The 23098-nt window shown below is 71.1% G+C and carries 24 protein-coding genes; 12 read left to right on the plus strand and 12 right to left on the minus strand.

All coding sequences use genetic code 11. The annotated features are described in order from the left end of the window. Positions 1-15: 15 nt before the first annotated feature. The 3 genes from Afe05nite_RS03150 to Afe05nite_RS03160 form a co-directional block, all read right to left on the minus strand. Positions 16-1254, minus strand: a complete 1239-nt coding sequence (locus tag Afe05nite_RS03150; protein ID WP_203815411.1) for a glycoside hydrolase family 16 protein — start codon at positions 1252-1254, stop codon at positions 16-18. A gap of 96 nt (positions 1255-1350) precedes the next feature. After that, complete coding sequence (locus Afe05nite_RS03155) at positions 1351-2328, minus strand: carbohydrate-binding protein (protein ID WP_203815412.1); 978 nt, start codon at positions 2326-2328, stop codon at positions 1351-1353. Positions 2329-2460: 132 nt separating this feature from the next. Then, entirely contained in the window at positions 2461-2865 is a 405-nt protein-coding gene (locus Afe05nite_RS03160; protein ID WP_203815617.1) for an ATP-binding protein, read from the minus strand. 77 nt (positions 2866-2942) lie between these two features. Here Afe05nite_RS03160 and macS point away from each other — a divergent pair, with 77 nt between their 5' ends. Then, entirely contained in the window at positions 2943-4073 is a 1131-nt protein-coding gene (gene macS / locus Afe05nite_RS03165) for a MacS family sensor histidine kinase (RefSeq protein ID WP_203815413.1), read from the plus strand. Then, positions 4073-4714, plus strand: a complete 642-nt coding sequence (locus tag Afe05nite_RS03170; RefSeq protein ID WP_203815414.1) for a response regulator — start codon at positions 4073-4075, stop codon at positions 4712-4714. The genes macS and Afe05nite_RS03170 overlap by 1 nt, the downstream gene beginning before the upstream one ends. Here Afe05nite_RS03170 and Afe05nite_RS03175 read toward each other — a convergent pair. The 6 genes from Afe05nite_RS03175 to aroA all read right to left on the minus strand — a co-directional run bounded on the left by Afe05nite_RS03175 (position 4711) and on the right by aroA (position 10518). After that, positions 4711-5268: a DUF5709 domain-containing protein gene (locus tag Afe05nite_RS03175; RefSeq protein WP_203815415.1), complete on the minus strand. Its 558-nt coding sequence runs from the start codon at positions 5266-5268 to the stop codon at positions 4711-4713. The two genes, Afe05nite_RS03170 and Afe05nite_RS03175, sit on opposite strands and share 4 nt — an antisense overlap. Positions 5269-5277: 9 nt before the next feature. Further along, positions 5278-6024: an ATP-binding protein gene (locus Afe05nite_RS03180; protein WP_239117512.1), complete on the minus strand. Its 747-nt coding sequence runs from the start codon at positions 6022-6024 to the stop codon at positions 5278-5280. A gap of 257 nt (positions 6025-6281) precedes the next feature. Next, positions 6282-7148 carry a hypothetical protein gene (locus Afe05nite_RS03185; protein ID WP_203815618.1) on the minus strand — a complete coding sequence of 289 codons (867 nt, stop codon included), beginning with the start codon at positions 7146-7148 and terminating at the stop codon, positions 6282-6284. Positions 7149-7319: 171 nt separating this feature from the next. Next, on the minus strand, positions 7320-8123 hold the full coding sequence (gene hisN / locus Afe05nite_RS03190; RefSeq protein WP_203815417.1) for a histidinol-phosphatase: 804 nt from the start codon (positions 8121-8123) through the stop codon (positions 7320-7322). 41 nt (positions 8124-8164) lie between these two features. Next, a complete protein-coding gene (gene rsgA / locus Afe05nite_RS03195) occupies positions 8165-9223 on the minus strand; it encodes a ribosome small subunit-dependent GTPase A (protein ID WP_203815619.1) in 1059 nt (352 codons plus the stop codon). 2 nt (positions 9224-9225) lie between these two features. Continuing rightward, positions 9226-10518: a 3-phosphoshikimate 1-carboxyvinyltransferase gene (aroA, locus tag Afe05nite_RS03200; RefSeq protein ID WP_239117514.1), complete on the minus strand. Its 1293-nt coding sequence runs from the start codon at positions 10516-10518 to the stop codon at positions 9226-9228. A 78-nt stretch (positions 10519-10596) separates the two neighbouring features. On the opposite strand from aroA, the gene Afe05nite_RS03205 reads away from it, so the two are divergent. The 5 genes from Afe05nite_RS03205 to rsrA all read left to right on the plus strand — a co-directional run bounded on the left by Afe05nite_RS03205 (position 10597) and on the right by rsrA (position 13650). After that, positions 10597-11280, plus strand: a complete 684-nt coding sequence (locus Afe05nite_RS03205; protein ID WP_203815419.1) for an SOS response-associated peptidase — start codon at positions 10597-10599, stop codon at positions 11278-11280. Between the two features lie 192 nt (positions 11281-11472). Then, a complete protein-coding gene (locus Afe05nite_RS03210; RefSeq protein WP_203815420.1) occupies positions 11473-11868 on the plus strand; it encodes a WhiB family transcriptional regulator in 396 nt (131 codons plus the stop codon). A 33-nt stretch (positions 11869-11901) separates the two neighbouring features. Further along, positions 11902-12504, plus strand: a complete 603-nt coding sequence (locus Afe05nite_RS03215) for an alpha/beta hydrolase family protein (protein WP_203815421.1) — start codon at positions 11902-11904, stop codon at positions 12502-12504. A gap of 69 nt (positions 12505-12573) precedes the next feature. Continuing rightward, positions 12574-13356, plus strand: coding sequence for a sigma-70 family RNA polymerase sigma factor (locus Afe05nite_RS03220; protein ID WP_275407438.1), 783 nt, complete (start codon positions 12574-12576; stop codon positions 13354-13356). A 6-nt stretch (positions 13357-13362) separates the two neighbouring features. Further along, positions 13363-13650: a mycothiol system anti-sigma-R factor gene (rsrA, locus tag Afe05nite_RS03225; protein WP_203815423.1), complete on the plus strand. Its 288-nt coding sequence runs from the start codon at positions 13363-13365 to the stop codon at positions 13648-13650. A gap of 54 nt (positions 13651-13704) precedes the next feature. Here the strand turns inward: rsrA and Afe05nite_RS45055 are convergent, their stop codons facing one another. Continuing rightward, positions 13705-13779, minus strand: coding sequence for a 50S ribosomal protein bL37 (locus Afe05nite_RS45055; protein ID WP_369752275.1), 75 nt, complete (start codon positions 13777-13779; stop codon positions 13705-13707). A gap of 127 nt (positions 13780-13906) precedes the next feature. On the opposite strand from Afe05nite_RS45055, the gene Afe05nite_RS03230 reads away from it, so the two are divergent. Further along, on the plus strand, positions 13907-14122 hold the full coding sequence (locus Afe05nite_RS03230) for a biotin/lipoyl-binding carrier protein (protein WP_203815424.1): 216 nt from the start codon (positions 13907-13909) through the stop codon (positions 14120-14122). A gap of 118 nt (positions 14123-14240) precedes the next feature. Beyond that, on the plus strand, positions 14241-15212 hold the full coding sequence (locus Afe05nite_RS03235) for an IS481 family transposase (RefSeq protein ID WP_203815425.1): 972 nt from the start codon (positions 14241-14243) through the stop codon (positions 15210-15212). Here the strand turns inward: Afe05nite_RS03235 and Afe05nite_RS03240 are convergent. Next, positions 15209-16681 (minus strand): tetratricopeptide repeat protein, encoded by a 1473-nt coding sequence (locus Afe05nite_RS03240; RefSeq protein WP_203815426.1) that lies wholly within the window; start codon positions 16679-16681, stop codon positions 15209-15211. The genes Afe05nite_RS03235 and Afe05nite_RS03240 overlap by 4 nt on opposite strands. Positions 16682-16894: 213 nt before the next feature. On the opposite strand from Afe05nite_RS03240, the gene Afe05nite_RS03245 reads away from it, so the two are divergent. Together Afe05nite_RS03245 and Afe05nite_RS03250 are read left to right on the plus strand one after the other, a co-directional pair. Further along, complete coding sequence (locus Afe05nite_RS03245) at positions 16895-17932, plus strand: SIS domain-containing protein (RefSeq protein WP_203815427.1); 1038 nt, start codon at positions 16895-16897, stop codon at positions 17930-17932. A gap of 10 nt (positions 17933-17942) precedes the next feature. Beyond that, positions 17943-19490 carry a sensor histidine kinase gene (locus Afe05nite_RS03250; RefSeq protein ID WP_203815428.1) on the plus strand — a complete coding sequence of 516 codons (1548 nt, stop codon included), beginning with the start codon at positions 17943-17945 and terminating at the stop codon, positions 19488-19490. 48 nt (positions 19491-19538) lie between these two features. Here the strand turns inward: Afe05nite_RS03250 and Afe05nite_RS03255 are convergent, their stop codons facing one another. Continuing rightward, complete coding sequence (locus tag Afe05nite_RS03255) at positions 19539-20933, minus strand: glycosyltransferase family 39 protein (RefSeq protein WP_239117515.1); 1395 nt, start codon at positions 20931-20933, stop codon at positions 19539-19541. Positions 20934-21258: 325 nt separating this feature from the next. Between Afe05nite_RS03255 and Afe05nite_RS03260 the strand changes: the two genes are divergently transcribed. Continuing rightward, positions 21259-22950 (plus strand): nitrite/sulfite reductase, encoded by a 1692-nt coding sequence (locus Afe05nite_RS03260; protein ID WP_203815430.1) that lies wholly within the window; start codon positions 21259-21261, stop codon positions 22948-22950. The last annotated feature ends 148 nt before the right edge of the window (positions 22951-23098 follow it).

The following is a 23098-nucleotide window of genomic DNA, read 5'->3' on the forward strand; positions in this document are numbered from 1 at the left end:
GCGATCCTCGTCGTACTAGGCCTTGGTCCACTTCTGGTTGGTGGTGCCGCCGCAGTCCCACAGTTGCAGGGTCGCGCCGTTCGCGCTGTTCCAGTCCTTGATGTCGACACACTTGTTGGCCGACACGTTCACCAGGTCACCGGCAGCCGAGAGGGTGAAGCGCTGCACCGGGTTGCCGTTGCAGGTGACCAACTGGATCGGGGTGCCGTTGGCCAGTGCGCCGCCGGCCGGGTCCATGCACTTGCCCATGGCGCGCATGGTGCCGTCGCTGTTGGCCGTCCACTTCTGCGCGGCACTGCCGTTGCAGTCCCACATCTGCAGGCGGGCGCCGTCGGCCGGGTCGGCGTTCGGGATGTCGATGCAGCGGTTGCTGAAGTTGCTCTTCAGGGCGTTGCCGGTGCCGGTGTTGCCGCCACCGCCGCCGTCTTTGTTCCAGGCCGAGACGCGCACGTAGTCGACCAGCATGGTCTGCGGGAACACGGTGGAGGCGTCCGGGTAGCCGGGCCAGTAACCGCCGACCGCGAGGTTCAGGATCATGAAGAAGTTGTGGTCGAAGACCCAGTTGCCGCTGACGTTCGACGGCGTGACCCGGAAGTACTCGGAACCGTCCAGGTACCAGACGATCAAATTCGGCGACCAATCCACCGCGTACGTGTGGAAGCTGTCGCCGAGGGCGGAACCGATGGTCCGGTTGCCGCCGACCCCGCCCGCCCCCGAATAGCCGGGGCCGTGCACCGTGCCGTACACCGTGTTCGGCGCGTTGCCGACGTTCTCCATGATGTCGATCTCGCCGGTGGTGGGCCAGTTGCTGCCGCCGAGCATCCAGAACGCCGGCCAGATGCCCTGGCCCTTCGGGATCTTGATGCTGGCCTCGAACCGGCCGTAGGTCTGGGCGAACTTGTCAGCGGTCAGGATGCGGCCGGAGGTGTACTGGCAGGTGCCGTAGTGGCACTGGTAGTTCGACGGGTTCTCCTTGCGGGCGGTGATCGCCAGGTGGCCGGCACCGTCCTGGTAGACGTTCCGCGTCGAGTTGGTGTAGTACTCCTGCTCGTTGTTGCCCCAGCCGCTGCCGCCGATGTCGAACTTCCACTTCGCCGGGTCGACCGAGCTGCCGGACGCGCCGTTGAACTCGTCCGACCAGGTGACCGGGCCGACCGCGGCCTCGGCGGTGTCGTTGCGGGTGCCGGCCCACAGTCCGGCGGTGAGGGTCGTCGCGACCACGGCCGCGGCGAGAAGGAAACGGGTCTTACGCATGGGGGATTCCTCCGGGGAAGAGGCGTGCGTTACCGGCAACAGTCTTTATAGATAGACGGCTGCCGGTCAACCTGAACCCGGGAAATCGACCCTTATTTACACCTTCTCGAAGAGGTTGGGCAGCTTGGTGGGCTCCCAGCCGGGCAGCGCGGTGTGCGTCTCCAGCACCTTGTAGACGGCGCCGCCGAAGCTGACCAGGTCCCCCGCCGAGTACGAGGTGAACGCCTTCCACGCGGCCGGGGTCTTCGCCGGCGGAGCCGTGGTGGTGGTCGGCTTCGAGGCGGGCGCCGTGGTGGTGGGCACCGGCGCGGGGGCCGTGGTGGTCGGCTCGGGGTCGGGGGCCGTGGTGGTGGGCGCCGGGTCCGGGGCCGTGGTGGTCGTGGTCGGGTCCGGGTCGGGCGCCGTCGTGGTGGGGTCGGGCTCCGGCGACGCCGAACTCGGGTCCGGGTCGGGGTTCGCCGTCGGCGGGCCGGACGGGCTCGTGAACACCTGCACGAAGTCGATCTCCATGCGCCCGGCCGAGTCGCCGTCGGTGGCCAGGTTGAGCACGAGCGTCAGCGGTCCGCCGTCACCGTCGCGGTTGAGCTTCAGGCTCGGCTTCCCGTCGACCGTCCAGAGCACCGACTCCGGCGACCAGTCCAGGGCGTACGTGTGGAAGTTGCGGCCGGAGGTCGGGTCGATGCCGCCGTTGATCGCCTCGAGGCTGCCGGACGGGACCCGCCCGTTCTGGTCGAGCAGCGAGAACGCCCGCCACACGCCATTGCGGCGCTGCACCTTGATGCGCGCCTCGGCGTGCCCGAACGCGTCGGTGAACCGCTGCTTGGAGCGAAGCAGCCGGGTGACCTCGAGCTTGCCGTCCTGGATCCCGGCGCCGTCCCCGACCGGGGTGCCGTTGTCCTTGAGCAGCCACCACTTGGCCAGGTCGAGGCGGCCGGCGGTGAAGTCGTCGGCGAAGGCGCTGCGGCCGAAACGCGCGCCGTTGCGCTGGTGCGTGTCGGCCGAGGCGACGTCGTCGCGGGAGGGCAGCACAACCGCCACGACCAGGCCGGCGGCGGCCACCGCGAGAACCGCCACAGTCCGTGGCCGGGACAACCAACTGGGCGTGCCGGACCGATGACGTGCCTCGTGCACCATTGACCCCCCTCAGGTAATGCAGGCGTCATATTGTTGACGCGACGCCAATCCCGCAAGATCAGAGGGCCAGGCTTAAGGTTCCCTTAAGGAAACGCGGCTGGAGATCCGGACGGTCGTGCCGCCGTTCCCGGTGATCAGCGTGAAAGTGTCGGTCAGCTCCTCCGCCAGCCACAACCCCCAGCCGCCGGGCTGAGTCGTCGCCGGTCGCACCGGCCGGTCCGGTGCCGCTTCGGGAAGTCCCCTTCCCTCGTCGCTCACCTCGCACACCACCGAATCGTCGGCGCACCACAGCGCCACCCGGCCCAGGCCACCACCGTGCCGGACCGCGTTGGTCAGCAGTTCGTTGACCGCGACCACGAAGTCGTCGAGCCGGTCGCCGACCAGACCGGCTCCGGCCGCACCGGACGCGACGGCATGCCGCAGTGCCGTGATCGCGCTGCGGTCGAACGTCTCGGAGAGAAGAACCTCGGTGCCGATGACTCGACGTTAAGCGACGCCGGATCTTCCCGCAGGGCGGGCCCCGCGCGACGAGCCCGATGTGGAAGGGTCGGGCCATGCGGCCGGGGCAGGACACCACGTTCCAGGCGCCGTTGTGGCGGGCCATCGCGGTCTACCGGATCGCCGCTGTGACTTACGCGACCATCCTCGTCGTACGCAACGTCTCGCACTATCGGCTGCCGGTCCTGGCCTGGCCGGTGGTGGCGCTCATGCTGGCGTGGACGGTCTTCACGACGTACGCCTATGCCGACCCCACCCGCCGCCGGCCGGCCCTGTTGATCGCCGATCTCCTGGTCGTCGCGGCCGTGATGGCCGCGAGCGTCCCGGTCGTCGGCCGCGCCGCCCTCGAGGAGGGCAAGCCGACCCTCGCCGTCGCGTGGCACGTCGCGCCGGTGCTCGCCTGGGCGGTCTGGGGTGGGCGCCGCACCGGGATCGTGGCGGCGGTGCTGATGGGCGTCACCGACCTGGCCGTTCGCGCCCACCGGGACCAGGCCGCGCTCACCGGCTCGGTGCTGATGCTGCTCGCCGCGATCGCCGTCGGCTACCTGGTGCGGATCGCCGAGGTCGCCCAGGAGCGGCTGCAGCGGGCCATCGAGCTCGAAGCGGCCAACCGGGAGCGGGAACGGCTCGCCCGCGACATCCACGATTCCGTTCTACAGGTTCTTGCCCTGGTCAAACGGCGTGGCGCCGGGCTCGACGGGGAAGCCGGCGAGCTTGCCCGGCTGGCCGGGGAGCAGGAGGCCAAGCTGCGCAGCCTGGTCGCCGGGCGGGCGGTCGAGGCCGTCGATGATCGGGCCGACCTCGACCTGATGGCGCTTCTCGCGCCTTACGAATCACCCTGTGTCACGGTGTCCGGGCCGGCCGCGCCGGTGCGCCTGCCCGCGCCGACCGCCCGGGGCGTCGCGGCGGCGGTGGCAGCGGCCCTGGACAACGTCGATCACCACTGCGCCCACGGCACCCAGGCCTTCATCCTGGTGGAGGACGCGCCCGAGGAGGTCGTGGTGACGGTGCGCGACGAGGGCCCCGGCATCGCGGGGGACCGGCTCGCCCAGGCCGAGGCCCAGGGGCGGCTCGGGGTGGCGCAGTCGATCCGGGGCCGGATCGCCGACCTGGGCGGGACCGTCGACATCGTCTCCGCGCCCGGTCAGGGCACCGAGGTCGAGATGACGGTGACTAGGCTGGCCTGATGTTCCGGGTGATGGTGGTGGACGACCACCCGATGTGGCGTGAGGGTGTGAGCCGTGATCTCGCGGCGGCCGGCTACGAGGTGGCCGCGACCACCGGCGAGGGGCAGCAGGCGGTCCGGATCGCCGCGGCGGCCCGGCCCGACGTCGTGATCCTGGACCTCCAGCTGCCCGACGTCAGCGGCGTGGAGGTGATCACCGGTCTGCGCGCCGAGTTGCCGGCGGTCCGCATCCTGATGCTGTCGGCCAGTGGCGAGCAGCAGGACGTGCTCGACGCGATGAAGGCCGGCGCCAACGGCTATCTGCTGAAGTCCGCCGGCCTGCCGGAATTCCTGGACGCGGTGGCGCGAACCGCCGCCGGCGACACGGTCTTCACGCCAGGGCTGGCCGGGCTCGTGCTCGGGGAGTTCCGGCGGCTCGCCGCCGGGCCCGACAAATCCGACGAGACGACGCCGAAGCTCACCGAGCGCGAGACCGAGGTGCTCCGGCTCGTCGCCAAGGGCCTGTCCTACCGGCAGATCGCCGAGCGTCTGGTGCTCAGCCACCGGACCGTGCAGAACCACGTGCAGAACACGCTCGGCAAGCTTCAGCTGCACAACCGGGTCGAGCTGACCCGTTATGCCATCGAGCAGGGGCTCGACTAGCTGTAATCCGGCGGGTTGGTCTCGTGCATGGCGAGCTCCTCGGCGCTCGCGCCGCCGCCGGCCGCACCCGCGTCGTAGGCCACACTGTCGGCCTCGTCGTCGAAGCCGTAGCCCTCGTCCGTGGCCACCAGGCGGCCGACCGACTCCGGGTTGTCGTCGTCGAGCTGGCCGTCGTCGTAGAGGGAGATCTGCGACTTGGGGTCGGAGGTCGGGCTCTCACCCCAGACGTCGGCGTCGAAGTCGCGCTGCGCCGAGCTGTCCACCGTCTCGTCGAGCGGGTCCCGGCGCGCGGGGATCGGGTCCTCGGCCCCGAAGTCCGGCTCCTCCTGCCGGAGGCGGTAGTCGAGGGACTCGCCCTCGCGCTGCTCCTCGGCCGTGTCGCCGAACCGGTTGGACCCACCCGGGCCCACGCCGGGCAGCGCGGCCGGATCCGGGCCGTCGGCCCAGCGGCCGGTCTCGACCGAGTCGTACGCGTTGGAATCGTCGTCCGCCGTGCCCGGAAGACCCGACGCTTCCGGGTCGGACACCTCGGACGGGTAGTCGTTGTCTCGCATGGTGGCAATCTACCCGCGGTCCGGCCCGGTCATGCTTCGCACGTCGTCCGAGATCAACGCCCACACCACTTTGCCGTCGGTGAGCGGGAGGCTGCCCCACCGGCTGGCCACCGAGTCGATGAGCAGCATGCCGCGCCCGCCGTAGGAGGTCGGCGCGGGCGCCCCGGTGAACGACGGGACCCCCGCCGAGTGGTCCCGGACGGCCACGCTCACCGCTTCCCCGTGCACGGCCAGCAGCAGGGTCATCTCGGTGTGCGCGTGCTGCACCACGTTGTTGACCAGCTCGGTGACGACGATGCAGGCCGAGCCGGCCAGCTCCGCACGCCCCCACTCCGAGCAGGCCCCGCTGATCAGCTCGCGGGACCGTCGCGCCGCGCCGACCTGCGGCTCGAGTTCGACATTCACACGTTCCCCCGCCTTGGGCGGGCCGAGCTGGGCAAACGCTTCGTCGATGTCGGGCCGGACGGGCCAGCCGCAGTCGCCCCAGGCGTCGGCCCCATCGGTGTTGCACAGGGTGAGCCGCGCTCCCGGCCAATCGAAGGTGTCCTGCCGGACATCGCGCAGAACCGAGACGGCATCCGGCTCACCGACCGCCAACTCGCCGACATCGACGACGATGGCCTCGGGCTGCCCGGCGAGCACGTCGAGCAACACCGACCGGACCTGCGGCGCGCTGCCCGAATCAAGCACCCCGATGAGCCGGACCATCGGGTACGGCCGGGCGCTGTCCACCAGGTGTCTCACCTCGCTCGACATGATCGCTCCATTGTGCATAACCCACCCCAACGCGCATTTCCGCGCGTCCGCGGAGTTGCGCCGGCCGCCCCCGCGATTGCCATCGACAGGGACATAACCGCCAGGCGGTCATGCCCGAGTTGTACCCCACCTGGCAACTCTCAAGCACGATTGCGATCCGCCCGGCGCCCGGAACCGCCCGAGACCGGTTGCGCCGCGGTCCGGTTGCGCCCGCGGTCCGGTTGCGCCGCGGTCCGGCGGCCGCCCGCCGGTGCCGGTCAGTGGCCGGTCGGGGCGGTTCGCAGCGGCGATGCCGGGTCCGGGCGGCGGGTCGGGGCGGTGGTGTGGTGATGCTGCGGCTCGGCATAGCGGGTCAGGCCGATCACCGCCGCCAGGGTCACCACGAAACCGAGCGCGGCCAGCCAGAACAGGCCCTCGGCGATGCGGTCGCCCAGCAGGAGCAGGCCGACGATCGCCGCCGGGACCGCGCCCGCGGCGTCCATGGCGGCCACCGCGGCGGTGGTCGAGCCGCGCTGCATCGCCAGGCCCAGCAGCAACTGGCCGACCAGGGAGTGCACGATCAGGAGGTAGAGCAGCGGGTTGGTGAGGAAGCCGGCCGGCGAATGTTCGTTGGCCAGGGGGCGGGCCGCGATCGCCGCGGCCGAGAAGTCCACGCCGGCGAGCGAGCCCAGAACCACCGATCCGAGGGCGCCGTGCAGGCGTACCGCAAAGATCCCGCACACCCCGATCACCAGGACCGAGGCGGCCAGCAAGACCACCACGACCGGCCCCAGCCGGCGCGAATGCGCCGGTTCCGCGGCGATGACCAGGGCGGTGATCCCGGCGAGGAGCAGGGCGAGGAGAAAGACCTCGGCGGTCGGCAGGCTCCATTTCAGGATCAGTACGCCGAGCAGGGCGGTCACGCCGAGCCCGGCCGCGACGCTCGCCTGCACCAGGAAGAGCGGCAGGTCGCGGCGGGCGAGGAAGGCGAGTACGAACCCGAGCGTCTGACAGCCGAGACCGAGAAGGTAGGTGCGCTGCCCGGCGAGCCGCAGCAGCAGTCCGGGGTCGAACGTGTGGTGCACCGTGGTCTTCGCGGCGGCCGCGGATTGGAGCAGGTTGGCGACCCCGTAGGCCAAGATCATGGCCGCGAGGAAGAACCAGCCGGAAGACGCCACCTGACGCACGATAGACGAGATTCCCACCCCGGCGACGGCTGAACCCCGACCCCGGCCGCAGCGAAGCACCCCATTTGTCAGCGTCTGCGGCGGGCGGGCGGGCGATCGGCGTTTGGGGCGGGCGGGAAATGACGGCGGTCAGCGCTGCGGGGTCGTCAACGTCGTCAGGACGGTCTCGTGCAACAGCCCGTTGGTGGCGATCGCCGCGGTCTTGTCAGTCGGCGGGCGGCCGGTCAGGTCGGTGATCGTGCCACCGGCCTCGGACACGATCGGGATCAGCGCGGCAACGTCCCACAATGACAGCTCCGGCTCGATCATCACCTCGAGGGCGCCCTCGGCCAGCAGCATGTAGCCGTAGAAGTCACCGTAGGCCCGGCTCCGCCACGCGCTCAGCGCCATGTTGACCACCGGCTCCAGGCGGCCGGTGTCGGCCCACCCGGTCAGGCTGGCATAACTGAAGCTCGCGTCGGCGAACCGGTGCACGCCGGAGACCTTGATGCGGGTGGCGGCGTGCTGATGCTTCCCGGCGTACGCCCCGTGCCCGCGCGCCGCCCACCAGCGCCGCCCCAGGGCCGGCGCGGAGACCAGGCCGGCCACCGGTGTGTCCCCCTCGAGCAGGGCGATCAGCGTGCCCCAGATCGGCACGCCGCGCACGAAGTTCTTGGTGCCGTCGATCGGGTCGATCACCCAGCGGCGGCTGCCCGGCCCGGCGGCGGCCGCGGTGTGCCCGAACTCCTCGCCGATCACCCCGTCGCGCGGCCGGGCCCGCGCCAGGGTGCCCCGCAGCGCCTGCTCGACGGCCGTGTCGGCGTCGGAGACCGGGGTCAGGTCGGGTTTCGACTCCACTCGCAGATCGAGCGCCCGGAACCGGCTCATCGAGATCGAGTCGGCGGTGTCCGCGAGCAGATGAGCGAGCGAGAGGTCGTCGGCATATCCGGCCATGCGTCGCACGCTAGCCGATCGGGGGTGTGCTGGACCAACGGTCAGGCCGGTGGATGCTCACGCGGGTCGAGGTCGCCGGCCCGGGAGGCCAGCAGCCGGCGGTAGGACGCCAACCGGCGCGGGTCGGCGTGGCCCGCGGCCACCCAGGCGTCGAGCCGGCAGTCGGCGTCGTTCGGGGTGTGCCCGCAGTTCGGCTGGTCCTCCACGGTGCCCTCGACCAGGTCCGGGAAGCCGTGCAGGAGGCTTTCGGCGCTCACGTGGGCGAGGCCGAAGCTGCGGATGCCGGGGGTGTCGATGATCCAGCCCGGGTCCTTGCGGGAACGACCCACCGGCGGCAGCCGCAGGGCCACCGCGCTGGTCGAGGTGTGCCGGCCCTTGCCGATGGCGGACACCACCCCGACGGCTCGGAGAGCGTCCGGGACCAGGCGGTTGACCAGGGTGGACTTGCCGACCCCGGAGTGGCCGACGAGCACCGAGATCTGGCCGGCCAGGCGGGTGCGCAGGTCGGCCAGGTCGCTGTCGGGCTGCACCAGGACGTACGGCAGGTCGAGCTCGGCATAGTAGTCGAGAACCGCGGCCGGGCCGGCCAGGTCGGCCTTGGTCAGGCACAGGAGCGGCTCGATGTCGGCGTCGTACGCCGCGACCAGGCAACGGTCGATGAAACCGGTGCGTGGCGGCGGGTCGGACAGCGCGCTGACGATCACCAACTGGTCGGCGTTGGCGACCACCACGCGTTCGAGGCGGCCCTCGGGGGTGGTGTCGTCGTCGTCCGCGGTGCGGCGCAGCACCGACGTGCGCTCGCCGATCCGGACGATGCGGGCCAGCGCCCCGGAGTCGCCGGTCACGTCGCCGACGAGGGCGACCCGGTCCCCGACGACGACCGACTTGCGGCCGAGCTCACGCGCCCGCATCGCGGTGATTATCGGGCTGTCGACGTCGGCGTCCTCGCGCACGCAGCCGTAGCGGCCCCGGTCGACGGTGATGACCAGCCCGTCGACCGCGTCGTCGTGCTTGGGTCGGGTGCGGGTGCGCGGACGGGACGACCGGCCCGGACGGATCCGAACGTCGTCCTCGTCGTATTCCCGTTTATGTGCCGGCAGGTCTAGCTCCTCGCCACGAGTCCCGCCCAGAGTTCGGGGAACTCGGGCAATGTCTTCGACGTACACGCTACGTCGGTGAGCTCTATGCCCGGGACGGCGAGTCCGATAACCGCGGCGGCGTGCGCCATCCGGTGATCGGCGTAGGTCTCGAAAGTGGTCGCCCGCAGCGGCCGCGGCTCGATGCGCAGGCCGTCGCGGAACTCGGTGACCTCGGCGCCCGCCTTGGCCAGCTCGGCGACCAGGGCCGCGATGCGGTCGGTCTCGTGGCCGCGGATGTGCTCGACCCCGCGCAGCTCGCTGGGGCCGTCGGCGAGCGCGGCGAGGGCCGCGAGCACCGGGGTCAGCTCGCTCACCTCGGACAGATCGGCGGTGAGGCCGTGCAGCGCTCCGGTGCCGCGCACGGTCAGGCCGTCGGGGCCCTGGGACACGTCGCCGCCGAGCGCGGTGAGCAGCTCGGTGAGGCGCTCGACCGGTTGCCAGCTCGCCGCCGGCCAGCCGGCCAGGGTGACGGCGCCGCCGGTGACCATGGCCGCCGCGAAGAAGGGCGCGGCCCCGCTGAGGTCGGGCTCGATCACCCAGGAGCGACCGTGCAGCGGGCCCGGCTCGACCGCCCACACGTCCGGCACCGACTCGTCGACGAGTGCGCCGGCCGCGCGCAGCATGTGGGTCGTCATCCGCAGGTGGGGCGCGGACGGGACGGGCGGCCCCTCGTGCCGCAGCACCAGACCCTTGGTGAAGCGCGGCGCGGACAGCAGCAGACCGGAGACGAACTGGCTGGACGCCGACGCGTTGATCACCGTCTCGCCCCCCTCGACCAGGCCGGAGCCGTGCACGGTGAGCGGCAGTCCGCCGGTCGGGGACGCGTCGATCGACACGCCGAGCGCGCGCAGCGCCTCGATGATCGGGCGCAGCGGGCGGTTGCGCGCGTGCGGGTCGCCGTCGAACTCGACGACGCCGTCGGCCAGCGCGGCGGCCGGTGGCAGGAACCGCATGATCGTGCCGGCCAGCCCCACGTCGACCCGGGCCGGACCGTGCAGCGGGCCGGGCCCGACCGGCCACCGCTCGTCGTCGCTCGTGTCGACGGCGACACCGAGCGCGCGCAGGCCGGCCGCCATCAGCTCGGTGTCGCGCGCCCGCAGGGGCCGCTCGATCACCGACGGGCCGCCGGCGAGCGCGGACAGGATCAGCGCGCGGGCCGTCATCGACTTGGAGCCGGGCAGCCGCACGGTCGTGGTGACCTGGGTCGACGCGGTCGGGGCGAGCCAGGGGCGGGGTTCAGCGGGCATGGTGGCCATTCTGCCCGGCGGGTCCGACATTCCCGCGGCGCATTCCCGCCCCCCGGGATCAATTCCGAAGGCGTACCGTACCGACTCATGTGCGGCCGGTACGCGACGACGCGGAGCGAAGCCGACCTCAGCGACCTCTTCGACGCCGTCGACGTGACCGAGGGGCTGGGGCCGAGCTGGAACGTCGCGCCCACCGACCCGGTGCCGGTCATCCGGGTGTCGGCGAGCCACGACGACAAGCGGGTGCTCGACACCGTGCGCTGGGGCCTCGTGCCGCCGTGGGCCAAGGACCTGCGCGGCGGCGCCAAGATGATCAACGCGCGCGCCGAGACGGTGGCCACCTCTCGCGCCTTCGCCCCGTCGTTCGCCCGGCGCCGCTGTCTGGTGCCCGCCGACGGCTGGTTCGAGTGGGTGCGCACCGGCAAGGAGCGCCAGGCGTTCTACCTGACCCCGGCCGACGGCTCGGTGCTGGCTTTCGCCGGCATCTGGTCGGTCTGGGAATCGCTCAAGACGTGCAGCGTGCTCACCACGGCCGCGCGCGGTGGCCTCGAGCGGGTGCACGATCGGATGCCGCTGATCCTGCCGCCCGATCGCTGGGCCGAGTGGTTGACCGGTGACCCGGTCGAGGAGTTGTTGCACCCGATGACCGACCGGGAACTGGCCGCGATCGACATGCGCCCGGTCGGCCCGGCCGTGGGCAACGTCCGCAACAACGGACCGCACCTGATCGAGCCGCCGTCCACTCCGGCCGTCGAGGCGACGCTGTTCTGAACATCGCATGATCAACAGCCGTCTTTGTCGAACTATGTGCGTATTTCCAGCTGCGAACTTTGTTTCGAGATAGATAAGCCCCTTGTTCTGATCTTCTACGGTGCGATAGAAACCAGCGCCGGAGTGGTGCCGGTCCGCACGGTGCGGGCATGTCACCACGTGCATTACCGGTCCCACGGGGGAGGTGGGCTGATGACACGGGCACGTATGCCGCGTCCGCACGAGGTTGCCATCGCCAGACGCGATCCGCGACTTCTGGAAGCGATCCAGGAACGCCGCACCGATGAGGCTTGGCGCACAAGAGGCGCCTGCCGCAGCGTTGATCCGGAAACGTTCTTTCCGGCACCCAATGAGCCGTCCGAGAGCGCGGTCGCGCTCTGTGGGACGTGCGCGGTGCAGGGTCCCTGTCTGGCCTGGGCACTCCAGGTCGGCGACTGCCACGGCGTCTGGGGCGGCACCACGCCGCGCGAGCGCCGGGCCATGTTGGTCGCTTGGCGAGAGCGGGTCACACCGGATGGGTCGGCCGTCGACGACGGCCCGGATGAGGAGGATCGCCGGCTGCTCACGCTTATCCCGTTGAGTCGCTGATCCCACACCGGTCATTGCTGCTTGGATAGAGCGGTGATCGACACGGAGATCCAGACGCCGCGCGGGCCGGCCGGAATTCGCCTTGTCGAACCGGTCGGCCCACCCGCCAGCCTGCTCTTTCTCGGGCACGGCGCGGGCGGTGGGGTCGACGCACCCGATCTGGTCGCGCTCACCGAAAAGGCAACGGCGGCGGGTGTACGCGTGGTGCTCGTCACCCAGCCCTACCGGGTCGCCGGACGCCGTGCGCCCGCCCCGGCCGGCCAGCTCGACGAGGCGTGGACGGCCGTGATCGCGCACTACGCCGTGCCCGCCCTTCCGCTGATCTTCGGCGGGCGGTCCAGCGGAGCGCGAGTCGCCTGCCGAACCGCCCCGCTGCTCGGCGCCGCCGGGGTCGTGGCCCTGGCGTTTCCCCTGCACCCGCCGGGTAGGCCGGCGAAGACCCGGGCCGCCGAGCTGCCCGCCGAGCTGCCCACCCTGGTCCTCAACGGCGACCGGGATGCCTTCGGTGTGCCCGCCCCGCAGCCGAACGTCGAGGTCGTCGTCCGTCCCGGCGCCACCCACGATCTGCGCAAGGGTGTGACCGAGACCGCTGAGCTGGCCGTCGACTGGCTACGCCGGCACCAGTGGGCCGGCTAGCCAGGAATGCAAGTTGCGCCTGAGTGGTTATGACACCCGCCAGCTTGTCCGGCGAGAGGGGTTCAGCAGGTGCGAGCCGAAATCAGATACAAGGACCGCGAGGTCGACCGGGTCCGTGACCTTCTGTCGGCCCCCGACTGGCCCGCTGCCGAGACCACGCCATCGGTGAGTGTCAGCACACCGGCGGTTTCCTCAGCGTTCTCCGGGGCACTACCCGTATCCTCGGCGGGGCAGTCGAGGGGAGAGTCCAGGGTGGCCCAGAAAGAGCGTACGGAGGAGCGCCGCGCGCGCTTCGAGCGGGACGCGTTGCCGTTCGTCGACCAGCTCTATGCTGCCGGCCTGCGGATGACCCGTAATCCGGCCGACGCCGAAGACCTGGTGCAGGAGACGTTCTTGAAGGCGTTCTCCGCGTTCCACCAGTTCGAGGAAGGCACCAACCTCAAGGCGTGGCTGTACCGCATCCTCACCAACACCTACATCAACTCCTACCGGCGTAAGCAGCGGCAGCCGGTCCAGGCTCCGACCGAGGAGATCTCGGACTGGCAGCTGGCCTCGTCGGAGTCGCACACGTCATCCGGTCTGCGCTCGGCCGAGACCGAGGCGCTCGACCGCCTGCCGGACAGCGACATCAAGGATGCGCTGCAGACCCTGCCGGAAGACTTCCGGCTGGCTGTGTACCTCGCTGATGTCGAGGGTTTCTCGTACAAGGAGATCGCCGACATCATGGGAACCCCGATCGGCACCGTCATGTCGCGGCTGCACCGCGGCCGGCGCAATTTGCGCAAGCTCCTCGAGCAGTACGCCGTCGACCGGGGGATCACCCGGACCGCAGCTGAACCGCAGGAGGCGTGACGCGAGATGAGCGGCTTTGACGGCGACGAGCACGAGCCGGATTGCGGCACGGTGCTCAGCGAGGTCTATCTCTACCTCGACCTGGAGTGCAGCGAGAACCGGCGGTCGTTGATCCAGAAGCACCTGGACGACTGCACCGGCTGCTTGCAGGAATATGGCATCGAGCACGAGGTGAAGGCCCTGGTGGCGCGCTGCTGCGGCGACGAGACGGCGCCCCGCGAGTTGCGGGACCGGCTCCGGGTCAAGCTCGACCAGCTCGAGGTTCAGGTCGAGACCCGGGAGTACCTCCCGTAAGACCTCCGAAACGAGGAAGGCCCGGCGAGGTTCTCGCCGGGCCTTTCCTATGTTCTAGCTGTTGGGGCGCTTGCCGTGGTTCGCGCTGCTCTTCTTGCGGGCCTTCTTCTTGCGAGCCTTCTTGGCCATATCCGACTCCTGTTCAGTTACGTGTTACCCGGCCCGATCGTAGTCGGCGCGCCACGCCCGGCCGGACTCGGCTGACCGGGATCCATGGTTTGATGACCCTGAACGAGCGTTCGATGAGGAGGGTTCGATGGCGGACGAGATCCGGGCCGAGATGGTGGCGAACGTGTGGAAGGTCGTGGCGTCCGCCGGCGACACGGTCGCCGAGGGGGACACCCTCGTGATCCTCGAGTCGATGAAGATGGAGATCCCGGTGCTCGCCGAGACCGATGGCACGTTGAGCAAGCTGGTCGTCAACGAGGGTGACGTGGTGCAGGAGGGTGACCTGATCGCAGTGATCGGCTGACCCGTGCGGCTAGCTGTAGTGACCATGAGCGTTGTTGACGCGGCGTGGCGGCTTGATCAATGAGAAGACCTCCGGCGAGGTGGAAGTTACGACGCTTTCACCGAGACCGGAGGTCTTCATGGCCCACCGTAATGCCCGGCTGACTGTGCACGGCCGACGCCTGCTCATCCAGCGTGTCGTGCGAGATGGCCGCCCGGTCGCGCACGTGGTCGAAGAACTCGGCTGCTCCCGAGCCACCGGCTACAAATGGCTGGCCCGGTGGCGCGCCGACGGCGATGCCGGATTGATCGACCGGCCCAGCACCGCGCATCGGCTGCCCGGCAAGACCAGCCCCGACACCGAGGCCCGTATCTGCCAGCTACGAACCACGCTCAAGCGCGGACCACGCCGCCTGGCCCCGCTGCTCGGCGTTCCCGCCTCCACGATCCACGCCGTCCTCACCCGCCACGGCCTGCACCGCCTCGCCTGGCTCGACCGGCCCACCGGACAACCCGTACGCCGCTACGAACGCGACCGGCCCGGCGAACTCATCCACGTCGACGTCAAAAAGATCGGCCGGCTCCGCGACGGCGGCGGCTGGCGCGTCCACGGCCGAGACAGCCTCGAACACCGCCGCGCCCGCGCCAGCACCCGAATCGGCTATGAATACGTCCACGCCGCGATCGACGACCACACCCGGCTCGCCTACGCCGAAATCCACCCCGACGAGAAAACCGGCACCTGCGCCGGCTTCCTGCGCCGCGCCGCCGCCCACTTCGCCGCCCTGGGCATCGACCGCATCGAACGGGTCATGACCGACAACGCCCTGGCCTACCGCCGCGGCCACGCCTGGCACCAAGCCCTGACCGACCTCGGCGCCCAACCCCGCTTCACCCGCCGCTACCGGCCACAGACCAACGGCAAAGCCGAACGCTTCAACCGCACCATGGCCGACGAATGGATCTACTCCCGGCCCTTCACCAACGGCCAAGACCGCGCCGACGCCCTACCCGGCTGGCTGCACACCTACAACTACCATCGAGCCCACACCGCGCTCGGAGGCCAGCCACCCATCACCCGCGTCAACAACGGTCCTGATCGCTACAGCTAGCCGCGGCGCCAGCGCAGCAGCAGCCGGCTGCGGCCCCGGGGGCGCGGCACGACGCGCACCATCCCGGCGGCTTTCTCGCGGGCCGCCGGGTCGAGGTCGGGCGTGGCCAGGGCAAGTTCGGCGACGGCCCGCGAGCCGGGTCGGCCGGCCACCTCGGTGAGCCGCGCGGCGACGATCGTGGCCACGTCGGCCCGCGCCTCCGGGTCGACCCAGGCCGACACGATCATCGCGAACAGCGCGGCCTCGGTGACCCGGTCGAGTCCGCCCTCGGTCAGGTCGAGCAGGATCTTGCGGCGGGCCGAGTCGAGCCAGGGCTCCTCGGCACCATGATGCAGCAGGCCCAGGCATGCCCAGATCTCCGCGGCGGCGACGTCGACCGGCGGATGGGCGAGGACGGCGAGCAGGTCGAACGGTTGCACCAGGATCAGCTGAACCGCGGCGTCGTACGCGCCCGGTGGGTGTGACCAGGACAGCGACGCGACCTGACGGAGCCGGCGCACCGATTCCTCGGAGGGCTCCGCGGCGGCCCGGGCGGTGCCGCGGGGCAGCGGGGCAGCGGTCGGGGTGCCGCCGAGCCAGGACACGCCCCGGCAGCAGTCGGCGAGGTCGGTGTGCTCGTGCGACTCGTCGGGGTGGTCGCGGATGAAGTCGGCCAGCCGCACCAGGTGGGCCAGGTCGCCGTCGGCGCGGTGCCGCAGCCGGTGCGCGGTGTGCACGGCGCAGTCGTAGTCCGGGTCTTTCTCCAGGGCGCGGTCGACCCAGCTCAGCGCGTCGGCGAGGCGGCCGTGGTCGGCGAGGGTGCCGGCGATGTCGGCGTACACCGAGAGGTCGTCGGGGTCGTGCGTGACGGCCCGGCGCAGCGCGGCGAGGGCCTCGGGCACCTTGCCGGCGCTGCGGTAGGCGTAGCCGAGCCAGATCTCGGCGAGCTTGGACGGACGGACGCGGGCGCCGCGGGCCGCCCACTCGACCGCGAGGTCGCTCTCGCCGATGCGCCGGGCCAGCGCGGAGCCGGCGCCGAGCAGCATCGCGTGCTCCGGGTTGGCGCGCACGGCGTGGGTCGCGACGGTCAGATAGGGCCGCAGCGTGGTGCGGGTTCGTTCAGGGGCCGGATCGCCCACGGCCGTGCACAGCCGCATGAGAAGTTGAACCAGCAGACCGGGGTCGATGCGCCCGCCGAGCGCCGGATCGCCGACCCAGGGCACCCCGGCCCAGTCGGCGGCGGGTGCGCGGCCGCTCACCGCGGCGAGCAGGGGCAGGCCCTCGTCCGGGTGACCGGCGGCGGCGAGCAGATGGGCCCGGGCGGCGAGCCCGCCCGGCGAAACGTGCGGGGCCAGCGGGAAGAACGGGAGCCCGCCACCGGGCCGGGCGGCGAGACGGCCGAGCAGCTCATGGGCCTCGGGGAGGGTCGGCGCGTGGGCGAGGGCGCCGGCCAGGTGATCGGCGGCCTGCTGCGGCTCGTCCCGCGCCAAAGCGGATCTTGCCTGCTCAAGTGCGCGGTCGGCAGCGCGGCGTGCATCCACGAACGAGAACAGTAGGCGAAGAAGGCCACGAATGTCAGTACCGCTCGCTGCTCATTAGTGCGCGAAACGTTGACGGTACGATCGGTTTCTTGCAAGACTGCGCACGAGATGCGCGAAGAAGCGTTTACCAGGGGAGGAAAAGTGACCCAGCGAGGTCAAGGGATGGCGGCGGACATCGCAGAACAACCAGGCGGATTCGCCCGGCTGCTCGACGACGCGCACCTGTCCGCGATCGCCCAGGTGGCGGCCGAGGTGGCCGCCCGCAAACCGCGCAACGTGATGTTCGTCGGCCGGGGCACGTCCGACCACGCGGCGCTCTACGGGGCCTACCTGACCGAGATCCGGCTCGGCCTCCCGGTCGCGAGCGCGTCACCCAGCGCCATCACCCTCTACGGCGCCCGGCCCGACTTCAGCAGCACGCTCGTCATCGGGGTCAGCCAGAGCGGCGGCTCACCCGACCTGGCGGGGGTGCTCAACGCGGCCCGGGAGAGCGGCGGCCTCACCCTCGCGATCACCAACAACCCCGGCTCGCCGCTCGCCCGGGCCGCCGAGCTCGCGATCGATGTCGCCGCCGGCCACGAGCGGGCGGTCGCGGCCACCAAGACCTACACGGCCGAACTGCTCGCGCTCCTGTTGCTGATCGAGGGCGTACGCGCGGGCGACGGCCGACTGCCCGACGACGAGCGCGCGGCCCTGGACAAACTGCCGCAGCTGGCCGAGGACGCCCTCGCCGACCCGGCCGCCGACGAGCTGGCCCAGCGTTACCGCTTCGCCTCCCGGATGGTCACGACCGGCCGGGGATATGCCTACCCGACCGCCCGCGAGGCCGCCCTCAAGCTGATGGAGACGTCGTACCTGCCGGCTCTGGCGTTCTCCGGGGCCGACCTGCTGCACGGCCCGCTGGCGATGGCCGACCCCGACGTGCCGGTGCTGGCCGTGGTCGGTGACGGCCCAGGCGGCCAGGCGATGCGCGACGTGGTCGGCCGGCTCGCCGAGCGTCGCGCCGACGTCGTCACGATCGGCGCCGACGACATCGAGGGGGCCGCCGGCCGGCTCCCGGTGCCCGCGGTCGCCGACGAGCGATACAGCGCCCTGCTCGACATCCTGCCGCTGCAGAAACTGGCCCTCGCGCTGGCCTTGGCCCGAGGTGAGGACCCGGACTCGCCGCGTGGACTCAAGAAGGTAACGACGACCCTGTAGAAAAGGGGGTGTGTCCACGCTCCGTGATTTGGCCGAGGAGCACACCAACCTCGGCCCCGCCGACATCGACCACCTGCACCGGCTCGCCGGGGACTGGCAGCTCCTGAGCGACCTGTCCTTCGCCGACCTGCTGTTGTGGGTGCCGGTCAAGGGCGACTCCGGTCGGCCGCGCGAGTTCCTCTGCGTGGCGCAGGTGCGGCCGACCACCGCCCCGACGGCCTACCAGGACGACCAGGTCGGCAAGATCTTCGGGGGTCCGGAGGTGGCCCACCTCGACATCGCCTTCACCCAGGAGCGGATCTGGCGCGAGGGCGATCCGGTCTGGTACGGCGACACGCCCGCCCGCCACGAGGCGATCCCGGTGCGGCTGCGCGACGAGACCAACCGCGAGGAGGGCTGGAGCGAGGTCATCGCGGTGATCGGCCGGGATACCAACCTGTCCACCGCGCGCACCCCCAGCCAGCTCGAGCTCAACTACCTGACCACGGCCGACGACCTGGCGCAGATGGTGGCCGACGGCACGTTCCCGCCGCCCCGGCACCCGGGGGAGACCACCTCGGCGCCGCGCGTCGGGGACGGCCTGATCCGGCTCGACGCGAGCGGCAAGGTGACCTACGCGTCGCCGAACGCCCAGTCCGCCTACCGCCGGCTCGGCTTCAACGCGCACCTGGTCGGCGAGGAACTGTCGATGCTGACCAGCCGGCTCGCCGCCGATCCGCTGGAGGGCAACGACACCGCCGAGCGGATGCACGCGTCGCTGCGCGGCGAGTTCCCGCCGCGGCAGGAGGTGGAGGCTCGCGGCGCCACCGTGCTCACCCGGGCGTTGCCGCTGCTGCCGGCCGGGGTGCCGATCGGCGCGCTGGTGCTGGTCCGCGACGTGACCGAGGTCCGTCGCCGGGACCGCGCCCTGATGACCAAGGACGCCACCATCCGGGAGATCCACCACCGGGTGAAGAACAACCTGCAGACCGTGGCCGCGCTGCTGCGTCTGCAGGCCCGCCGGGTGGATTCGCCGGAAGGCAAGATGGCGCTGCAGGAGTCGGTGCGCCGGGTCGCCTCGATCGCCCTGGTACACGAGACGCTGTCGATGTCGAGCGACGAGGCGGTCGAGTTCGACGGCATCGTCGACCGGGTGGCGACCGCCGCGACCGAGGTGGCGGCCACCAACTTCACGGTCAAGATGCGGCGCGAGGGCACGTTCGGGGTGCTGCCGGCCGAGATCGCGACGTCGTTGGTGATCGTCGTCAACGAGTTGCTGATCAACGCGGTCGAGCACGGCTTCCCGGCCACCGAGGACGATTCGCCGCTGGACACCGACCGCGCCGAGGTCGGCGAGGTGGTCGTCTCGGCGCATCGGTTCCGCAAGCAGTTGCACGTCACGGTGGCCGACAACGGCCAGGGCCTGCCCGACGGTTTCCGCGCCGAGTCGAGCAGCAATCTGGGTCTGCAGATCGTCCGCGCGCTGGCCACCGGCGAGCTGCGCGGCAGCATCGAGCTGCGCAACCGGGCCGGCGGCGGCACCGAGGCCGTCCTGGTGGTCCCGCTGGGGAAGCGCTGACGATCGACGCTTGCGCGAGCGCGGAGCCACCGAACTGCCCGCGATCGCCTAGCGGAGCGGAGCGGCGAAAAGAGTCACCGTGAAGCCGCTGACGCGGTAGGACGCCGACCGGTGATAGGGCGCCAGGGCGGTTCTGGTGGCGGCCGCGAGCTGGTTGGTGTCGGTGGCCCGGAACGACGGGTCGATGTTGTCGGCGGCGACCACCCAGATCCGTTGCGTGCCGGACAGGCAGGTCGCGCACTCGGTGGCCCACAACGACGCGTTCGCCCGCTCGTCCCGCACGACCAGCAGATCGCGGGGGGCCCGGGACCGCAGGTAGTAGGACAGGCCCAGGTCGACGACTGACCAGTCGGCGCGCGGCGCGTAGACGATCCCGTCCCCCGCGACCTGGTGGTCGAGGAGCACGTCGGCGGCCGCCCGGTAGTCCCACGGCGAGTGCGCCCGGCGGATGCTCTGCTGCGACGGCAGACCGATGAGGCCGAGCGCCAGCACGGCCGCCAGGGCCACCGGCCGGCGGAGGGCGGCGAGCGCCGCCCCGGCCAGCACACACAGCAGCGGTACGAGATAGAGCAGGTAACGGGGCACGAAGATGGGTGCGCGCCAATGGTCGTACCCGAACAGCAGGCCGACCGGCAGCAGGACCGCCGCCCAGAGGATCGCCGCCGGGGATCGTCTCGCGCCCAGCGCGAGTGCGCAGACCGCCCCGCCCAGCACCGGCACCTCGAAGAGACTGCCGGGCAGTTCGGTGAGCGTCTTGAAGTCGGCCGGGTGCAGCCAGTTCAGCTGCGCCGACTGCTGGCCGAGCCCGGACCGGACGGCCAGCAGCACCGTGCCGAGGCCGAGCGCCGCCGCGAGCGCCCACCAGGGCGCCCGGCGCCGGTCGACCACCAGCACCAGCACCGCGTGTCCGGTCAGCACCAGCAGGCTGAGCAGGTGGGAAAGTCCGGCCAGCGTCACGCATCCGGCGTAGAGCGACCAGGTCCACCAGCGCGACCGGTCGAGCGCGATCGTCAGCAGCAGCGTGGCCAGCATGACGAACAGGGCGGCCGGCGCGTAGCCCCGGATCTCCTGGCCGTACCGCGACACCGCCGGCACGACCGCGAACAGCAGGCCGGCGAGCAGCCCGGCGGATTCACCCCACCAGCGCCGGGCGAGCAGCGCCACGACGGCGGCGGTGGCGGTCATCGCGATGATCGACGGCACCCGCATCGCGAGCACCGAGTCGCCGAACACCCCGATCCAGGCATGCAGGAACAGGTAGTACGGCACCAGGACGCCATCGATGTTCCGGCCCATCGCGATGATCTCGCCGACCGGCCGGGTGGCCGCGCTCCAACTCGCGATCTCGTCACGCCAGAGTCCGGCATCGCCCGCCCGGAAGCTCACCACGATCGCGGTGAGCAGGGCGGGCAGCGCCCAGTAGCGGAGTTGCGCGGCCTTCACGAGGTAAGAGAGTCGCAGGTGAACTTGTGTGCTGGTCGGCACACTCCCGGAATCTGGACCGTACTGGCCGAGAATGCCACCGCGTGAGAGGCTTACCGACATGACCGCTGCAGTTGACCGCCGCTTCGTGGCTCGTCGCCACGTCGATTACGGGCGGGTCCGCAGCGCGATGTGTCCGGCTTACTGACGCCGCCCGAGTTGAGTCCGGGCGTGCGAGACGCGCCGGCACTCTCCTGACACAGTCGTCACGAGTCCTCCAGATGCCGAGAGCGTCGCAGAGCCTGTACGAACACTGCGCCCATCGAACATCCGGAGGACCACCGACATGGTGTCCAGTAACACCCCAGCTACGCCGACCGCCCGCCCCCGCAAGGCGCGCGGCGAAGGCCAGTGGGCGCTCGGACACCGCGAGCCGCTCAACCCCAACGAGCGCAGCAAGAAGGACGACAACCCGCTCAACGTCCGGGCGCGCATCGAGAACATCTACGCGCACGGCGGCTTCGCCTCGATCGACCCGGCCGACCTGCGTGGCCGGTTCCGCTGGTGGGGTCTCTACACCCAGCGCAAGGCCGGGATCGACGGTGGCCGCACCGCGATCCTCGAGCCGGAGGAGCTCGAGGACGAGTACTTCATGCTGCGGGTGCGCATCGACGGCGGCGGCCTCAACCTGGCTCAGCTGCGCACGATCGCCGGCATCTCGACCGAGTTCGGCCGTGACTCGGCCGACCTCACCGACCGGCAGAACATCCAGCTGCACTGGATCCGGGTCGAGGACATGCCGGAGATCTGGAAGCGGCTGGAAGCGGTCGGCCTGCAGACCACCGAGGCGTGCGGTGACTGCCCCCGCGTCGTGCTCGGCTCGCCGGTCGCCGGCATCTCGACCGACGAGGTGCTCGACGGCACCCCGGCGATCGACGAGATCATCAAGCGCTACGTCGGCGACCCCCGCTACTCGAACCTGCCGCGCAAGTTCAAGTCGCAGGTCTCCTGGTTGGCCGACGGGCCCTACGAGACGAACGACATCTCGTTCGTCGGCGTCGAGCACCCCGATCACGGCCCCGGCTTCGACCTCTGGATCGGCGGCGGGCTGTCCACCAACCCGCGGCTGGCCGAGCGGCTGGGTGTCTGGGTGCCGATCGGGGAGATCCCGGATGTCTGGGAGGGCGTCGTCGGTGTCTTCCGCGACTACGGCTACCGCCGGCTGCGGCACCGCGCCCGCCTGAAGTTCCTGCTCGCCGACTGGGGCGTGGCGAAGTTCCGGGAGATTCTGGAGAAGGAATACCTCGGCCGGGCGCTGCTCGACGGCCCGGCGCCGGAGCTGCCGGCCAAGCCGATCGACCACATCGGCGTGCACAAGCAGCGCGACGGCCGCAACTATGTCGGTGCCGCCCCGGTGGTCGGGCGTTCGTCCGGCACGCAGCTGTCGAAGCTGGCCGACCTCACCGAGGCCGCCGGGTCCGACCGGGTGCGGCTCACCGCGTACCAGAAGCTGCTTGTCCTTGATGTCGCCGAGGAGAACGTCGAGGGGCTGATCCGGGGGCTGCGTGAGATCGGCCTCGAGGCCCGGCCGTCGGCCTGGCGGCGCGGCACGATGGCCTGCACCGGCATCGAGTACTGCAAGCTCGCCATCGTCGAGACCAAGGCACGCGGTCAGGAGCTGGTCACGCGGCTCGAGGAGCGCCTGAAGGACTTCGACGCCGACATCTCGATCCACATCAACGGTTGTCCCAACGCCTGCGCCCGCACCCAGGTGGCCGACATCGGCCTCAAGGGCCAGCTCGTGATGAACTCGCGGGGCGAGCAGGTCGAGGGTTTCCAGGTGCACCTCGGCGGGGGCCTCGGCATGGCCCAGGGGCAGAGCTCCGGCTTCGGCCGCAAGGTGCGCGGCCTCAAGGCCACGGCGGAGGAGCTTCCGGAGTACGTGGAACGCGTCGCCCGCAACTACCTGGCCGGTCGCACCGACGGCGAGGCGTTCGCCAACTGGGTGATGCGGGCCGACGAGGAGCTCCTCAAATGAGCGACGCCCGGTCCGCACCTCTCTACTGCCCCTACTGCGGTGAAGAGGACATCCGTCCCAACGAGGCATCGCATGGTGCGTGGGAGTGCCACTCCTGCGCGCGTGTCTTCACGGTCAAGTTCAACGGGTTGCTGGCTCTGCCGAATCC

Source organism: Paractinoplanes ferrugineus, from assembly GCF_016862195.1.
GTDB classification, from domain to species: domain Bacteria; phylum Actinomycetota; class Actinomycetes; order Mycobacteriales; family Micromonosporaceae; genus Actinoplanes; species Actinoplanes ferrugineus.

Bases quoted from the DNA above. Each gene is read 5' to 3' on its own strand.
- Afe05nite_RS03175 (WP_203815415.1), bottom strand. From the start codon at position 5,268: ATGCGAGACAACGACTACCCGTCCGAGGTGTCCGACCCGGAAGCGTCG.
- Afe05nite_RS03230 (WP_203815424.1), top strand. From the start codon at position 13,907: ATGGCGGACGAGATCCGGGCCGAGATGGTGGCGAACGTGTGGAAGGTC.
- hisN (WP_203815417.1), bottom strand. From the start codon at position 8,123: ATGGCCGGATATGCCGACGACCTCTCGCTCGCTCATCTGCTCGCGGAC.
- aroA (WP_239117514.1), bottom strand. From the start codon at position 10,518: ATGGCCACCATGCCCGCTGAACCCCGCCCCTGGCTCGCCCCGACCGCG.
- Afe05nite_RS03260 (WP_203815430.1), top strand. From the start codon at position 21,259: ATGGTGTCCAGTAACACCCCAGCTACGCCGACCGCCCGCCCCCGCAAG.
- Afe05nite_RS03150 (WP_203815411.1), bottom strand. From the start codon at position 1,254: ATGCGTAAGACCCGTTTCCTTCTCGCCGCGGCCGTGGTCGCGACGACC.
- Afe05nite_RS03205 (WP_203815419.1), top strand. From the start codon at position 10,597: ATGTGCGGCCGGTACGCGACGACGCGGAGCGAAGCCGACCTCAGCGAC.
- Afe05nite_RS03180 (WP_239117512.1), bottom strand. From the start codon at position 6,024: ATGTCGAGCGAGGTGAGACACCTGGTGGACAGCGCCCGGCCGTACCCG.
- Afe05nite_RS03170 (WP_203815414.1), top strand. From the start codon at position 4,073: ATGTTCCGGGTGATGGTGGTGGACGACCACCCGATGTGGCGTGAGGGT.
- Afe05nite_RS03235 (WP_203815425.1), top strand. From the start codon at position 14,241: ATGGCCCACCGTAATGCCCGGCTGACTGTGCACGGCCGACGCCTGCTC.
- rsrA (WP_203815423.1), top strand. From the start codon at position 13,363: ATGAGCGGCTTTGACGGCGACGAGCACGAGCCGGATTGCGGCACGGTG.
- Afe05nite_RS03245 (WP_203815427.1), top strand. From the start codon at position 16,895: ATGGCGGCGGACATCGCAGAACAACCAGGCGGATTCGCCCGGCTGCTC.
- Afe05nite_RS03210 (WP_203815420.1), top strand. From the start codon at position 11,473: ATGACACGGGCACGTATGCCGCGTCCGCACGAGGTTGCCATCGCCAGA.
- Afe05nite_RS03185 (WP_203815618.1), bottom strand. From the start codon at position 7,148: ATGATCTTGGCCTACGGGGTCGCCAACCTGCTCCAATCCGCGGCCGCC.
- macS (WP_203815413.1), top strand. From the start codon at position 2,943: ATGCGGCCGGGGCAGGACACCACGTTCCAGGCGCCGTTGTGGCGGGCC.